A 13,748-nucleotide genomic window follows, 5' to 3' on the forward strand; every position below is an offset into this window, starting at 1 on the left:
ACCCCCTGATTGAAGCCGGCCAGGAGGTTGTCCATACTCCGAGAGGACACTCGCGACAGGAGGGCTCCTCGTGCTGTACATCTTCGGCTTCGACCGGATCGGCGTAGCCGTGAGCGATCTCTACTTCGTCGACCCCAATCCGGTCAAGGGCCAGGAGGGCGCCGAGCACGGCGTCCGCCTCGAAGTACGGATGCTCGAACCAGGGCAGCTGAACGGGTCCATCTATTCGGCGCGGCCCATCAACCTCGACCGGCCCCTCTGGCGCGTCGACCTGCTGGAGTCGGTCGACGGCCGCCCCGGCAGCTTCGATCGCACCCATCACCATCCGGTCTTCACCGGATGGGACCCGGGCCCACGCGTCTTCGACAGGGAGCTGTCGAGCGATCCCCTTCCGTGGCTGGCGGGCAAGCTGGCGGACCTGGACGCCGTACTGGAAAGGGCGGGGGTGGAGCGCGATGAGTCGATCGCCGCGGACGTGGCCGAGCTGCGCGGGTGCGTCCCCGAGATCGTCGAGAGCGTCAGCCGCCTGCTCACCAGGGTGGCGAAGGGCGAGCTCGGCAGGGCGCCCGGTGACGGGCCGGCCGAGAGCGTGCGGGCCAGCTGGCTGTAGGCACGCGCCCGGTTAACCTGAGGGGATGATCCTGGGCATCGGCGTGGACGTGGTCGACATCGCGCGGTTCGAGTCGGCGCTGGAACGCACGCCGGGGCTGCGCGAGCGGCTGTTCACCGAGGTCGAGCGGCCGCTCGCCGTACACTCGCTGGCGGCCAGGTTCGCCGCCAAGGAGGCCGTCGCCAAGGCGCTCGGCGCGCCGAAGGGGCTCGGGCACCTGGAGGCCGAGGTGCGCTGCGACGAGAGCGGCAAGCCCGAGCTGCGCGTCACCGGCAAGGCCGCCGAGGTCGCCTACGGCCTGGGCGTCAAGCGCTGGCACATCTCGCTCAGCCACGACGCCGGTGTGGCGATGGCCTACGTGATCGCGGAGGGATAGCTTCAGATCATGCGTACCGCCTACACCGCCGACCAGATCAGGACCGCCGAGCGCGCGCTGATGGCGCGGCTGCCCGACGGCACGCTCATGGACCGCGCCGCCACCGGGCTCGCCGCCGTCTGCGCGGGCCTCCTCGGCAAGGTGTACGGCACACGCGTGCTGCTGCTCGTCGGCAGCGGCGACAACGGCGGCGACGCCCTGTACGCGGGGGCCCGGCTGGCCGGGCGCGGAGCCCGGGTCGAGGCCGTCCTGGCGGGCTCCAAGAGCCATGAGGCCGGCCTGGAGGCGTTCCGCCGGGCGGGTGGCACGATCGCCGGGCCGGACGCCGTGGACCGGGCCGAGCTGATCGTCGACGGGCTGGTGGGAATCGGGGCGACCGGGGCGTTGCGTGAGCCGTACGCGGGGCTGGCCGAGGCGGCCAACGCCGCCCCCGGCCTGGTCGTCGCGGTGGACGTGCCCAGCGGCGTGGACGCGAGCACCGGTCAGGTCGAGGGGGCGGCCATCGCGGCGCAGGTGACCGTGACCATGGGCGCGCCCAAGGCCGGGCTGCTCGTCGATCCGGGCGCGGGCAACGTGGGCGAGATCGAGCTGATCGACATCGGGCTCGCGCCCTACCTGCCCGAGCCCGATGTGGTGGCGTTCACCCACCGCGACGTCGCCGGGCGGCTGAAGTCGCCGATGGGCGAGTCCGACAAATACCGCAGGGGCGTGCTGGGCGTCGCGGCGGGCAGCGACCGCTACACGGGCGCCGCCGTGCTCGCCGTGGGCGGCGCGCTGCGCGCGGGGGCGGGGATGGTGCGTTACGTGGGGCCGAGTGAGCCGGTGGCCCAGGTACGCCACCATTGGCCCGAGGCGGTCATCACCGAGCTGAGCGAGCCGTCGATCGACGAGGTCGGCCGGGTGCAGGCATGGGTGCTGGGACCCGGTCTGGGCACCGGGGACTGGGCGCACGAGCTGGCCGCCAGGGTGCTCGCCAGTGACGTGCCCGTGCTGGTCGACGCCGACGCCCTGACGCTGGTCGCCCGTGACCGGGCGCTGCTCCGGCGTACCGCTCCGGTGTTGATCACGCCGCACGCGGGCGAGCTGTCGCGGCTGCTGGAGGTGGATCGCGAGGCGATCGAGGCGGGCCGGCTCCGATACGCCCGCCAGGCGGCGGCGGAGCTGGGCGTGACCGTCCTGCTCAAGGGCTCGACCACCGTCGTGGCCGAGCAGGGCCTGCCCGTACGGGTCAATCCGACCGGCACGGCCTGGCTGGCCACCGGCGGCACGGGGGATGTGCTCTCCGGGGTGGCCGGCGCGCTGCTCGCCCAGGGGCTCGACTGCTACGACGCGGGTTCGTGCGGCGCCTACCTGCACGGGCTGGCCGGCCGGATCGCGGCCGAGGACGCGCCCCTGACGGCCGCGGACGTGGCCTCGGCGGTTCCGGCGGCGATCCGGGCGCTGCGCGACTCTTCCAGGTGAGCCGGAGTCCGTACGTTGCGAGGCTCTTTCAGGTGAGCCGGAGTCCGTACGTTGCGAGGCTCTTCAGGTAAGCCGGGGAGCGAATCCTGTTCGGTCGGCTGACCTCGACAGGGGCGATTCGCGCTCGACCACGTGAGTGAGCTGCCAGACTGGAGGGATGACATCCCCGATGGCGACGCCCGCGGAGGCGCGGGTCGATCTGGCCGCGATCAGGCACAATGTGGCGCTGCTCAAGGAGCGCGCGGGCGGCGCCGAAGTGCTGGGGGCCGTCAAGGCCGACGCCTACGGGCATGGGCTCGTCCCGACCTCCGAGGCCGTGCTGCGGGGTGGTGCGAGCCGGCTCGGCACCGCCTACATCCGTGAGGCGCTCGCGCTGCGCGCCGGTGGCATCACCGCGCCGCTGCTGTCGTGGATCATCACGCCCGGAGAGCCGCTGGACGAGGCGCTCGAAGCCGAGATCGAGCTGTCGGCGGCCGATGCGCCGCTGCTCGACGAGATCGCCGCCGCGGCGCGGCGCACCGGGCGGACCGCCAGGACGCACCTGGAGGCCGACACCGGCATGAGCAGGGGCGGCTCCCCGCTCGCCGCCTGGCCGGAACTGCTGGCCAAGGCGCTGGCCCTCCAGGCCGAGGGCGCGATCGAGATCGTCGGCCTGTGGTCCCACTTCGCCTGCGCGGACGTGCCGGGGCATGGCTCGATCGACCGGCAGATCGAGGCGTTCGAGGTGGCGCTCAAGCAGGCCGAGCAGGCCGGCGCGGCCGGGTCCCACGTCATCAGGCACCTGGCCAACTCCGCCGCGATCCTGACGCTGCCGCGGACTCACTACGACATGGTCAGGCCCGGCATCGCCATGTACGGGCTCAGCCCGGTTCCCGAGCTGGGCGACTTCGGTCTGCGACCGGCGATGACGCTGGTGGCGCGGATCGCTCTGGCCAAGCGGGTGCCGGAGAGCTCGGGAGTGTCCTATGGGCACCTTTATGTCACGAGTTCCGAGACCACGCTTGGGCTGGTGCCGCTCGGGTACGCCGACGGGATCCTCCGGCACGCGACGGGGCGGGCAGAGGTTCTGGCGGGCGGTCGCCGAAGGGCGATAGCCGGCCGGGTGTGCATGGACCAGTTCATGATCGACATGGGCGACGAGCCGCTCGCCGCAGGGGATGAGGTCATCCTGTTCGGGCCTGGTGGGAGGGGTGAGCCGACCGCTCAGGAGTGGGCGGATAACCTCGGCACGATTACGCATGAGATCGTGACCAGGATCGGTTCGCGGGTGCCGCGGGTGTATAGGGGATCAGGGACATGACGACGACAACACGGCGGAAGGTCGGGATCGCCGGCGCCATCGTCGGCGCCGCTTCGGCCGGTGTGGCGGCGGCGGCGCTGGCCAAGCGCTACGCGGTGGGCCGCATGAGGCTGCGCCCCGACGCCGAGGCGAGCGAGCGGTTCGGCGAGCTGCGCGGCAGGGACCTCACGCTGGTCACCTCCGACAACACGGAGCTGCACGTCGAGATCGACGGGCCCGAGGACGCGCCGCTGACCATCGTGTTCTGCCACGGCTACTGCCTCAGTCTGGAGTCGTGGCACTACCAGCGCCGCGACCTGCGCGACACCCACCGCATGGTGCTGTGGGACCAGCGCTCACACGGCCGCTCGCAGCGCGCCACCGCCGAGGACTGCACGATCGACCGGCTGGGCGACGACCTGGCCGAAGTGATCGAACGCCTCGTGCCCGGCCCGTGCGTGCTGGTCGGCCACTCCATGGGCGGCATGACGATCATGGCGCTGGCCGACCGCCATCCCGAGCTGTTCGGTGACAAGATCCGCGCGGTGTCCCTCATCGCCACCTCGGCGGGCAAGCTGGCCGAGCTCACCCTGGGCCTGCCGGCGCTGCTGTCCAAGGCCGTGCACAAGCTCGCCCCCTCGACGATCTCGCTGCTGGGCCGGCGGGGCGCGTTCGTCGACAAGACCCGCAGCGCGGGCAGCGAGATCGCGTTCCTGATGACCCGCTACATGGGCTTCGGCGACTCCAGGAACGTCAGCCCCACCCTGGTCGACTTCGCCGAGACGATGATCAGGGCGACGCCGACCGAGGTGTTCGCCAACTTCTACCCCGCGCTGATGAACCACGACAAGCTGGCCGCCCTGGACGTGCTCGACCCGGTCCCGACCGCGATCCTGGTCGGCGACAAGGACTGGCTCACGCCGCCCGAGCACAGCAAGGCGATCGCCGCCGCGCTGCCCAACGCTCAGCTCACCGAGGTGCCCGACACCTCGCACCTGATCCAGCTGGAGCGCCCGGGCGTGGTCAACGACGCGCTGCGCGACCTGATCAAGCGAGTGGAGTTGTAGTGGCCGAAAGGCTTCCGACCGCCGAGGACATGCGCGCCTACGGCGCCCGGCTGGCCGCCGGGCTGCGGGCGGGCGACCTGCTGATTCTGTCCGGCCCGCTCGGCGCGGGCAAGACCACGCTCGTGCAGGGCATCGCCGAAGGGCTCAAGGTACGCGGCCCGATCACCTCGCCCACGTTCGTGATCGCCAGAGTGCACCCGTCGCTGCGCCAGGGGCCGCCGCTCGTCCACGCCGACGCCTACCGGCTGGGCGGTGACCTGGAGGTAGACGATCTCGACCTCGACGCCTCGCTCGACGAGTCGGTGACGGTCGTGGAGTGGGGCGAGGGACTGGTCGAGGGGCTGTCCGACGACCGCCTGGAGATCCACATCGATCGCGAAAGCGGAGACGACGCCCGCCTCGTGACGCTGCGCGGCGTCGGCGCGCGGTGGGCCGACACGCCGTCCGAACCTGCGGAAAAGTAAATTCCGCCCTGTCTTCCGGCAAAACTGCCACCCTTGACGTACCTCACCATCGATAGAAAACATGATCATTGGTAAGGGTTCGCCCAGAAAAACTGGGTATCAGGAGGGGCGGCGTCCACTTTTTTGGTGGATGCTTGGTGAAGGACGGCGCGGAGTGGGGTGCGGCGGTGCTCAGGGTCAGGCGAGTCGCGTACGCGGGAGCCATCGTCATGATCGGTGCGGTCGGCTGCTCGGCCTCCGCGCAGACGACACCGACTCCCACACCGTCAGCCTCGGCCACCGGGTCGGTGAGCGCCACACCGACCGCCACCGTGACCAGGAAACCCATCCTGGTCGAGCTCAGCCCCGCCAAGGTCACCGCGGGTGAGACCTCGAAGGTGTGGATCTTAGCCAATTGCCCCGTCCCCAGCGGCGGCCCCGCGCACACCGGCACCGCCACGTCCAAGGCGTTCATCAACGGGGTGTCGCTGACCACCGCGCCGACGTCCTCGACGGCCACACCCGCCCCGACCGGCACCGCGGCCGGCAACCCGTGGGTACGCGGCGAGGCGCAGGTGTCGGGCACGGTCAAGCGCGGCACCTACCTGGTCGAGGTCAAGTGCGACGGCACCAACGACACCGGCAAGGCCACCCTGCGCGTCGTCAGTGCGACCGCTGACACCTCCGACGACAGCTCCACCAAGGCGCCCACGAAGGCGCCCAGAGCGGGCGGCGGCGGCACCTTCGGCAAGGACGTGGACGAGGGTTCAGGAATGCCGGTCGGCGGCGTACTGGTCGGCGCGGCCGTGCTGGCGGCGGCCGGGCTGCTGATCAAGCGCCGCGTCCGGGGTTAGCCGGTGGCCCGCCCTGGACGGGTGGTCATCGCGGGAGCCGTCACCGGCCTGGTGCTGGTCGCGTTCGGCAGGTCCTATCAGGCGACCACCAAGTCGGTCGGCTCCGTCGTGCCCCAGAGTATCGACATCCCGTCGATCGAGGTCGAGGCGCCGCTGATGAAGCTCGGCCTGAGCAAGGACGGCGAGGTCGAGCTGCCGCCGTACGAGAAGCCCAAGATGGCCGGCTGGTACACCGGCAGCGCCGTGCCCGGCGACAAGGGCGCCTCGGTCATCATCGGCCACGTCGACACCAAGACGGCCCCGGCGGTGTTCTTCAAGCTCCGGCAGGTACGCAAGGGCGAAATCGTCAAGGTCGAGCGGAGTGACGGCAAGGTCGTCAAGTACAAGGTCGACTCGGTCGAACAGGTGTCGAAGCACAACTTCCCGGCCAAGCGGGTCTACATCGAGGACGGCCTCAAGCTGGTGACCTGCGGCGGCAAGTTCGACTACGCCAAGGGCGAATACGACGACAACATCATCGTCTACGCTTCCAGAGCGTGAGCGAGCAGACCGATCCGCCCGCGTCGGGCGCGCGGGTTCCCTGGCCGGAGGTGCACCCGGCGGCCCAGGCGGCCGTCGAGGAGTTCCTCGGCGCCCCCGTGACCGAGGCCGTGACGCAGACGGGCGGGTTCTCGCCCGCGGCGGCCGTACGGCTGCGCGCCGCGAACGGCCGGTGCGTCTTCGTCAAGGCCGTCGGCCCGGAGCCGAACCCCGACAGCGTCCGCCTCTACCAGGCCGAGCGCAGAATCGCCGCCGCCCTTCCCGAGTCCGTGCCCGCGCCGCGGCTGCTGACCTCCTTCGAGATCGAGGGCTGGGTGGTGCTGGTCTTCGAGGACGTCGAGGGCCGCCACCCCGAGCTGCCCTGGCGCCCGGACGAGCTCGACCGGGTGCTGGAGGCGGTGCGGCGCATGTCGGCCGCGCTCACGCCCGCGCCGATCGAGGCGCCGCCGGTCGCGGAGGCGTTCGGCGAGGCGTTCCGGGGCTGGCGGAAGCTGCTCATGGAGGACACCACCGGTCTGGATCCGTGGGCGCTGCGCCATCTCGGCGCGCTGGCCGAGCTGGAGTCCGGCTGGGCCGCGGCCGCCGCCGGCGACACGCTGCTCCACGCCGACCTGCGGGCCGACAACATGCTGCTCACCGAGGAGCGCGTCTACGTGGTCGACTGGCCGTGGGCCTGCGTCGGCGCGGCCTGGTTCGATTCCCTGGCCATGCTGCCCTCGGTCGCCATGCAGGGCGGCCCGCCGCCGCAGGAGCTCTTCCCCGACCCCGATCCCGCCGCCACGGCGGTGATCGCCGCGTTCACCGGCTTCCTGGTACGCCAGAGCCGGCAGCCGCCGCCACCCGGCCTGCCGACGGTCAGGGCGTTCCAGCGGGCGCAGGGCGTCGTGGCGCTCGACTGGCTGAAACAGCGCACGGGCTGGGCGTGACTGTCTTGACTGGCTGAAACAGCGCACCGGCTGGGCGTGACCCGGCGGGCGGGTAGGCTAAACAGTCGTGCTGGTCCTGGCCTTTGATACCGCGACGCCCGCCGTCACGGCCGCGCTCCACGACGGGCGGCGTGTCCTCGCCGAGTCGACGACGATCGACGCCCGGCGACACGGTGAGCTGCTCATTCCCACCATCGAGACCGTGCTGCGCGAGGCGGGTGCGGCCCTGTCCGAGGTCACCGCCGTCGTGGCGGGCAGTGGACCGGGCCCCTACACCGGGCTGCGCGTCGGGCTGATGACCGCGCAGGGGCTCGCCACCACGCTGGCCGTCCCCGCGTACGGCATCTGCACCCTCGACGCCGTCGCCTACGGCAGCGGGCTCGCCGAGCCGTTCCTGGTCGCCACCGACGCGCGGCGCAAGGAGGTGTTCTGGGCCCGCTACTCCGACGCGCGCACCCGGCTCGACGGGCCGTTCGTCGACCGGCCCGCCGAGGTGCCGGTGCAGGGTCTGCCCGTGGCGGGTGCCGGTGCCGGGCTCTACCCCGACCTCCTGGGGCACTCCGACGCTCCGCCATACCCCTATGCCGGATTCCTGGCCGCCCTGGCGGCCGAGCGCATCGCGGCGGGGGAGCCGCTCGGCCCGCCGCGCCCGATCTACCTGCGGCGGCCCGACGCGGTGGTGCCCGGCGCCCCCAAGAGGGTGACGGCGTGAAGCCTCGGCAGGTGGACGTACGGCTCCGGCAGATGACCGAGGCCGACCTGCCGGCGGTCATGGCGATCGAGCGTGACACGTTCCCGTTCGACGCGTGGAGCGAGGCCATGCTCCGCGGCGAGCTGGCCGACCAGCCCCGGACCAGGCACTACGTGGTGGCCCTCGTCGACCAGGAGATCGTCGGCTACGCGGGCCTGGCCGCCGCGGCCGACCAGGCCGACGTCCAGACCATCGCGGTCGTCCAGCCGCACCAGGGCACCGGCATCGGCGGCGCGATGCTGGCGGAGCTGCTGGCCGAGGCCGGCCGGCGCGCGGCACGGGAGATCTTCCTCGAAGTACGGGCCGACAACCCGCAGGCGCGGGGGGTCTATGAGCACTTCGAGTTCGAGGTGATCGGCCGGCGCCGCCACTACTACGACGACGGCACCGACGCGATCATGATGAGAAGGAAGCTGGATGGCTGACGCACCCCTGGTTCTCGGCATCGAGACCTCCTGCGACGAGACCGGCATCGGCATCGTCAGGGGCCACACGCTGCTGGCCAACACCATCGCCTCCAGCATGGAAGAGCACGCCAGGTTCGGCGGCGTCGTGCCGGAGGTCGCCTCGCGGGCCCACCTGGAGGCGATGACGCCGACGGTGGAGGCCGCGCTGGCGCAGGCCGGGCTGAAGTTCTCCGACATCGACGCGATAGCCGTCACCGCCGGTCCCGGGCTGGCCGGGGCGCTGCTCGTCGGCGTCGCCGCGGCCAAGTCCTACTCGCTCGGTCTCGGCGTGCCCCTCTACGGCGTCAACCACCTGGCCGCCCACGTCGCCGTCGACCAGCTCGAACACGGCCCGTTGCCCAAGCCGTGCATCGCCCTGCTGGTCTCGGGCGGCCACTCGTCGCTGCTGCTCGTGCCCGACGTGGCCGAAGACGTGATCTCGCTCGGCTCCACCGTCGACGACGCGGCCGGGGAGGCGTTCGACAAGGTGGCGCGGGTGCTGGGCCTGCCGTTCCCCGGCGGTCCGCACATCGACAAGGCCGCCACCTCCGGGTCCGGCACGGCCGTCGCCTTCCCCCGGGGCAAGATCGACGACGGCACGCTCGACTTCTCCTTCTCCGGGCTGAAGACCGCCGTGGCGCGCTGGGTGGAGGCCCGCGAGTCGGCCGGCCAGTCCATTCACGTACCCGACGTGGCGGCCTCCTTCCAGGAGGCCGTGGTCGACGTGCTGACCCGCAAGGCGCTCCAGGCCTGCCGCAAGTACGAGGTGCGCGACCTGCTGATCGGCGGGGGCGTCGCGGCCAACTCCCGGCTGCGCGCCCTGGCCCAGGAGCGGTGCGACGCGGCGGGCGTACGCCTGCGCGTGCCCCGGCCCGGACTGTGCACCGACAACGGCGCCATGGTCGCCGCCCTGGGCTCCGACCTGGTCGCGGCGGGCATCACCCCGTCGAGGCTGGACATCCCCGCCGACTCGTCGATGCCGATCACGACGGTTCACGTGTGAGTCCTGTGCGATAGGTGGGGTAGACGGGGGTCCAGCCGAGTTCCTGTTTCGCGCGGGCGCTGGAGAGCCGGATGCGCACGCCGGTCATGAAGGCGTGGATGTACGGCGTCGGCCTCAGCAGCCAGCCGGGCACCCGTAGCGGTGCGGGCGCCTTCGCCGTCTCAGCCAGTGCCCGGACATATGCGTCGAAGCTCACCGGCTCGTCGTCCGCGACGTTGTACGCCCGCCCGGCCCGGCCCCGGTCCAGCGCGGCGACGGCGGCCGAGGCGGCGTCATGGACGTGCACGAGCGAGATGACGCCGGCCGGGTGGACCTCCGGCAGCATCCGCCGCCGCGCCATGGCCATCATCTTCCGCGTCGTCATCTCGGGGCCGTAGAACAGGCCGTAGCGCAGGGAGACGCCGTCGATGCCCGGCGTGTTGAACACCTGCTCCTCGTTGGCCCGCATCGACCTCATGTGCACGCCGAAAGGGCCCCTGGCGGGCTCGGCGAACGGCCGGTCCTCGGTCACCGGCTCCGGGCCGTGGTCGCGGTAGCCGTACCCGAGGAAGAACGACTGCGTCACGAAGCGGTGCGCGCCGAGCTCCTTGGCGGCCGCGATCAGGTTGGCCGTGCCCCGGTCGCGCAGCGCGCCCGTCGGATACAGCTGGCGGTGGAACAGCGGCAGGCCGGTGATCGCCGTGGCCTGGTGCATCACCGCGTCGGCCTGGTGGCCCTTCACCGCGGCGAGCAGGGCGTCGCGGTCCATCATGTCCGCGACCAGGCCGGTCACGCCCGCCTCCGCCAGCTTGGCCGCGCCCCGCCCGGAGCGGGTGAGGCCTAGCACCGAATGGCCGGCGGCGAGCAGCTGGGGGATCAGCTCGGTGCCGACGGTGCCGGTGGCTCCTGCCAGAAGTACCTTCATGCCGCTCCTTGTCGTGTGGTGGTGTCCTCCTGCAACGGATGCGTGGCGGGGGGCCGGATGTGACATGCCGAGCTGTCATGTGGCCCAGGTGCCCGTTGCGTGTGTGGCCCACGTGCCCGTTACGGTGGGCCGAAACCGTCTACTGGAGACCGCCGGGGGAGCTGGAGGGGGCCGTGGCCGATGCCGAGGCGGTGTTCGCGGAGCACCGGAGCCTGCTGTTCACCCTGGCCTACGACATGCTCGGCAGCGTGGCCGACGCCGAGGACGTCGTGCAGGACACCTGGCTGCGCTGGTCCGGTGTCGACCTGGCCCGGGTGGGCAATCCGCGGGCCTACCTGATCCGCATCGCCGTCCGGCGGTCCCTGGAGCGGCTGCGCGGTCTGCGCGCCGCCAGAGAGGACTACACCGGCCCGTGGCTGCCCGAGCCGGTGGTGACCGCCGACTACCCGGTGACGGCCGCTGAGAACGTCACCACGGGCCTGCTGGTCGTACTGGAGACGCTGTCACCCCTGGAACGGGCGGCGTTCGTGCTGCGGGAGGCGTTCGGGTTCGAGCACGCCGAGATCGCCCGCATCCTCGACCGCACACCGGCGGCCGTGCGCCAGCTCTCCCGCCGGGCCCGCGAACACGTCCACTCCCGCCGCCCGCGCTACCCGGCCGACCCCCGGGTGGCGCGCGAGGTGGCGGAGCGCTTCGTCGCGGCGATGGCGGGCGGCAGCCTCGCCGACCTGCTGGCGGTGCTGTCTCCGGATGTCACCATGTGGAACGACGGGGGCGGCCGCGTGCACGCGTCACTACGCCCGATTCACGGCTCGGACCGGGTGTCCCGCGTCCTCATGGGAATCGGGCCCAGGTACGTGGACCTGGACCTTCTCTGGACGGCTGGGCCGACATTCCTGCTGCTGGCCGGGGGACGGGTCCGCGTCGCGCTCACCGTGGAACCGGACGAGACGGGCACTCGGGTGGGCGGGCTCTATGCACTGGTCAACCCGGACAAGCTTGCGTCCCTGGCAGTGCCGGGCAGGTAGCTCAGTCTTTCCTCGTGGGGCGGAGGAGGGCCTCGGCGAGGGCGAGCATGGTCTCCTCCAGAGCGCCCAGGCGTCTGGTGAGGTCGGTGGTGGCGGGCTCGACGATGTCGGTCACCGTCTGGGTGAGCTCGGTGCGGTCGGGGCGCGCCGCGACCAGCTCCGTGAGCACCGCCGCGGCGGCGGCCAGGCGCTCGCCCTGGTGGGTGGTCTGGGAGTCGAGGAGCTCGCCCACCCGCTCGCCGATGCTGAGCGTCGCGGGCAGCTGGCCGATGCGCTGGTTGACGGCCTCGATCCGGTCGTCGACGGCTTCGAGGTGCTCGCCGGCCTGCTCGGCGCGTTGGGCGAGGCCGGTCAGGTGGGATTCCACGCCGTTGAGCTGGGTGCCGAGACCGTCGAAGCGGGTGGTCACCCGCTCCTCCACCTCGCCCAGGCGCTCGTCGAGCGTGTCCATGCCGTTGTCGAGCTGGTTGAAGCGGCCCTCGTTGCGGGTGGCGGAGTCGATGAGGTGGCGGTCGGCGGCGGCCAGGCGTTCGTCGAGCCGGATGAAGTGGCCGTCGACGCGGCCGTCCAGCGTGTCGAAGCGGTTGTCGTGGCGGGCCAGGTGGCCGTTCACGGTGGTCAGCTGGCCGTTGACCGTGGTCAGGTGGCCGTTGACCGTGATCAGGTGCTCGTCGACGCCGCCGAGCCGGCTGTCGAGGGCGCCGTGGACGTCGAGCAGCTTGCCGTCGACGCCGTCGAGGCGCCCGGCCACGCGCTGCTCGGTCTCGTCGAGGCGGCCCGCCAGGCGCTGCTCGGTCTGGTCGAGGCGGCTTGTCGCGCTCTGCCGGGTGTCGTCCAGGTGTTCGGTCAGGGTTTGCCCTGTTTCGTGGAGCCGGGCGGTCAGCGCCTGCTCGGCCTCGTCGAGGCGGTCGGCCAGGCCCTGCTCAGACTCGCCCAAACGGGCGCTGAGCCCCTTTTCGGCCCGGTCGAGGTGCGTGGTCAGGCTCTGCTCGGCCCTGTCGAGGCGGCCGGTGAGCCGCTGGTCCAGGTCGGTCAGGAGGTCCTCGGTCTCGCCGAGACGTACGGACAGGCGCTGCTCGGCGCCGTCCACCTGGGCGCCGAGCCGGTCCGTCGCCGCGGTGAGCTTGCCGCCGAGCAGGTGGGCGGTGGCGGTGAGTTTGCCGTCGAGCTGCTCGGCGTTGGCGGCGAGCTTGCTGTCCAGCTGGTCGGTCATCTGCTCGGCGGCGGCGGCGAGCTTTCCGTCGAGCAGCTCGGCGTTGGCGGCGAGCTTTCCGTCGAAGCTGCCGGGCAGCTCCAGCAGCGCGCCTTCGATGCGGTCCGTACGGGCGGTCAGCTCGGCGAGCGACTTGTCGACGCGGCTGAAGCGGCCGGCGGCGGCCTCCATGCCCGTGTTGAGGTGACCCAGCCGGACGCCCAGGTCGCTCATCCGCTTGGTGATGCCCTCCGTGAAGTCGAGGACCGCCTGCAGCTTCTTGAGCACCTCGTCCACGTTGTCGCCGACGGTGCCGACCTCGGCCCACAGCCCCGGCAACTCCGCCACCGGCGCGACCCGCTGGTGAACCGACTCCACATGCGCGTCAACGGTGCCCACCTGCTCGCCGACGGCGTCAACGTGGTCGCGTACCGCCTCGACATGCTGGGCCAGGCCCTCCGCCCACATCGGCGGCTTGGCCGCGATCTCGTCAAGTCGTCCGCTCACCGTCTCGAGCGTGCCGCTCAGACCCCCCAGCTCCCGCTCGCGAACCTCCCGGAGCAGCCACTCCATACCCTCAAGGCGCTGGCGGATCTCGTCGAGGACGGCCCCCTGGGTCCGCTGCTCGTAGACGTGGTCCTGAGACGCACGCGCGAGCAGGTCCCGCATCCTTTCGGAGATGGCGGAATCGCCGCCTGCCTGTAGAAGGGTGGTGTGGTTGGAGTGATCCACCGAAAGGCTCCTTCGCTCGCCGACGGTCTGCCGCGCAGCGGTGGGATAGGTCCGGTTTGCAAATGAAACGAGAACGCGGCTAACCGCCAAAGGGGGAGGACTCCCGCGTGCTCACCTTAGCCGCTCGATCAAGGTC

15 protein-coding genes are annotated in these 13,748 nt (G+C 71.8%); 13 read left to right on the forward strand and 2 right to left on the reverse strand.

Annotated features, from left to right (window positions below; translation table 11 throughout):
* Positions 1-70 precede the first annotated feature (70 nt).
* From AB0H88_RS31215 to tsaD, 12 genes are all read left to right on the forward strand, one after another.
* Positions 71-610: a hypothetical protein gene (locus AB0H88_RS31215; RefSeq protein ID WP_357650704.1), complete on the forward strand. Its 540-nt coding sequence runs from the start codon at positions 71-73 to the stop codon at positions 608-610.
* Between the two features lie 25 nt (positions 611-635).
* Complete coding sequence (locus tag AB0H88_RS31220; protein WP_225293879.1) at positions 636-986, forward strand: holo-ACP synthase; 351 nt, start codon at positions 636-638, stop codon at positions 984-986.
* 9 nt (positions 987-995) lie between these two features.
* Entirely contained in the window at positions 996-2,447 is a 1,452-nt protein-coding gene (locus AB0H88_RS31225) for an NAD(P)H-hydrate dehydratase (protein ID WP_357650707.1), read from the forward strand.
* Between the two features lie 157 nt (positions 2,448-2,604).
* A complete protein-coding gene (gene alr, locus AB0H88_RS31230; RefSeq protein WP_357650709.1) occupies positions 2,605-3,747 on the forward strand; it encodes an alanine racemase in 1,143 nt (380 codons plus the stop codon).
* On the forward strand, positions 3,744-4,793 hold the full coding sequence (locus tag AB0H88_RS31235) for an alpha/beta hydrolase (RefSeq protein ID WP_357650712.1): 1,050 nt from the start codon (positions 3,744-3,746) through the stop codon (positions 4,791-4,793). The genes alr and AB0H88_RS31235 overlap by 4 nt, the downstream gene beginning before the upstream one ends.
* Complete coding sequence (gene tsaE / locus AB0H88_RS31240) at positions 4,793-5,257, forward strand: tRNA (adenosine(37)-N6)-threonylcarbamoyltransferase complex ATPase subunit type 1 TsaE (protein WP_357650714.1); 465 nt, start codon at positions 4,793-4,795, stop codon at positions 5,255-5,257. The genes AB0H88_RS31235 and tsaE overlap by 1 nt, the downstream gene beginning before the upstream one ends.
* 137 nt (positions 5,258-5,394) lie before the next feature.
* Complete coding sequence (locus tag AB0H88_RS31245; RefSeq protein WP_357650716.1) at positions 5,395-6,090, forward strand: hypothetical protein; 696 nt, start codon at positions 5,395-5,397, stop codon at positions 6,088-6,090.
* A 3-nt stretch (positions 6,091-6,093) separates the two neighbouring features.
* Positions 6,094-6,630 carry a class F sortase gene (locus AB0H88_RS31250; protein WP_357650718.1) on the forward strand — a complete coding sequence of 179 codons (537 nt, stop codon included), beginning with the start codon at positions 6,094-6,096 and terminating at the stop codon, positions 6,628-6,630.
* Positions 6,627-7,556: an aminoglycoside phosphotransferase family protein gene (locus AB0H88_RS31255; RefSeq protein WP_357650720.1), complete on the forward strand. Its 930-nt coding sequence runs from the start codon at positions 6,627-6,629 to the stop codon at positions 7,554-7,556. Before AB0H88_RS31250 ends, AB0H88_RS31255 begins: the two co-directional genes overlap by 4 nt.
* Positions 7,557-7,623: 67 nt before the next feature.
* Entirely contained in the window at positions 7,624-8,268 is a 645-nt protein-coding gene (gene tsaB / locus AB0H88_RS31260; protein ID WP_357650722.1) for a tRNA (adenosine(37)-N6)-threonylcarbamoyltransferase complex dimerization subunit type 1 TsaB, read from the forward strand.
* On the forward strand, positions 8,265-8,732 hold the full coding sequence (gene rimI / locus AB0H88_RS31265) for a ribosomal protein S18-alanine N-acetyltransferase (protein ID WP_357650724.1): 468 nt from the start codon (positions 8,265-8,267) through the stop codon (positions 8,730-8,732). Before tsaB ends, rimI begins: the two co-directional genes overlap by 4 nt.
* Positions 8,725-9,756: a tRNA (adenosine(37)-N6)-threonylcarbamoyltransferase complex transferase subunit TsaD gene (gene tsaD, locus AB0H88_RS31270; RefSeq protein ID WP_357650726.1), complete on the forward strand. Its 1,032-nt coding sequence runs from the start codon at positions 8,725-8,727 to the stop codon at positions 9,754-9,756. The genes rimI and tsaD overlap by 8 nt, the downstream gene beginning before the upstream one ends.
* On the opposite strand, the gene AB0H88_RS31275 is transcribed toward tsaD, so the two are convergent.
* On the reverse strand, positions 9,737-10,660 hold the full coding sequence (locus AB0H88_RS31275) for an NAD(P)-dependent oxidoreductase (protein WP_357650728.1): 924 nt from the start codon (positions 10,658-10,660) through the stop codon (positions 9,737-9,739). The two genes, tsaD and AB0H88_RS31275, sit on opposite strands and share 20 nt — an antisense overlap.
* 173 nt (positions 10,661-10,833) lie before the next feature.
* On the opposite strand from AB0H88_RS31275, the gene sigJ reads away from it, so the two are divergent.
* Positions 10,834-11,688 (forward strand): RNA polymerase sigma factor SigJ, encoded by an 855-nt coding sequence (gene sigJ / locus AB0H88_RS31280; protein ID WP_357650730.1) that lies wholly within the window; start codon positions 10,834-10,836, stop codon positions 11,686-11,688.
* A 1-nt stretch (position 11,689) separates the two neighbouring features.
* On the opposite strand, the gene AB0H88_RS31285 is transcribed toward sigJ, so the two are convergent.
* On the reverse strand, positions 11,690-13,612 hold the full coding sequence (locus AB0H88_RS31285; protein ID WP_357650732.1) for a hypothetical protein: 1,923 nt from the start codon (positions 13,610-13,612) through the stop codon (positions 11,690-11,692).
* Positions 13,613-13,748: the final 136 nt, after the last annotated feature.

It is taken from the genome of Nonomuraea sp. NPDC050680 (genome assembly GCF_040654555.1).
Taxonomy (GTDB): Bacteria; Actinomycetota; Actinomycetes; order Streptosporangiales; family Streptosporangiaceae; genus Nonomuraea.

Bases quoted from the DNA above. Each gene is read 5' to 3' on its own strand.
- AB0H88_RS31220 (WP_225293879.1), top strand. From the start codon at position 636: ATGATCCTGGGCATCGGCGTGGACGTGGTCGACATCGCGCGGTTCGAG.
- AB0H88_RS31225 (WP_357650707.1), top strand. From the start codon at position 996: ATGCGTACCGCCTACACCGCCGACCAGATCAGGACCGCCGAGCGCGCG.
- alr (WP_357650709.1), top strand. From the start codon at position 2,605: ATGACATCCCCGATGGCGACGCCCGCGGAGGCGCGGGTCGATCTGGCC.
- AB0H88_RS31235 (WP_357650712.1), top strand. From the start codon at position 3,744: ATGACGACGACAACACGGCGGAAGGTCGGGATCGCCGGCGCCATCGTC.
- tsaD (WP_357650726.1), top strand. From the start codon at position 8,725: ATGGCTGACGCACCCCTGGTTCTCGGCATCGAGACCTCCTGCGACGAG.
- AB0H88_RS31275 (WP_357650728.1), bottom strand. From the start codon at position 10,660: ATGAAGGTACTTCTGGCAGGAGCCACCGGCACCGTCGGCACCGAGCTG.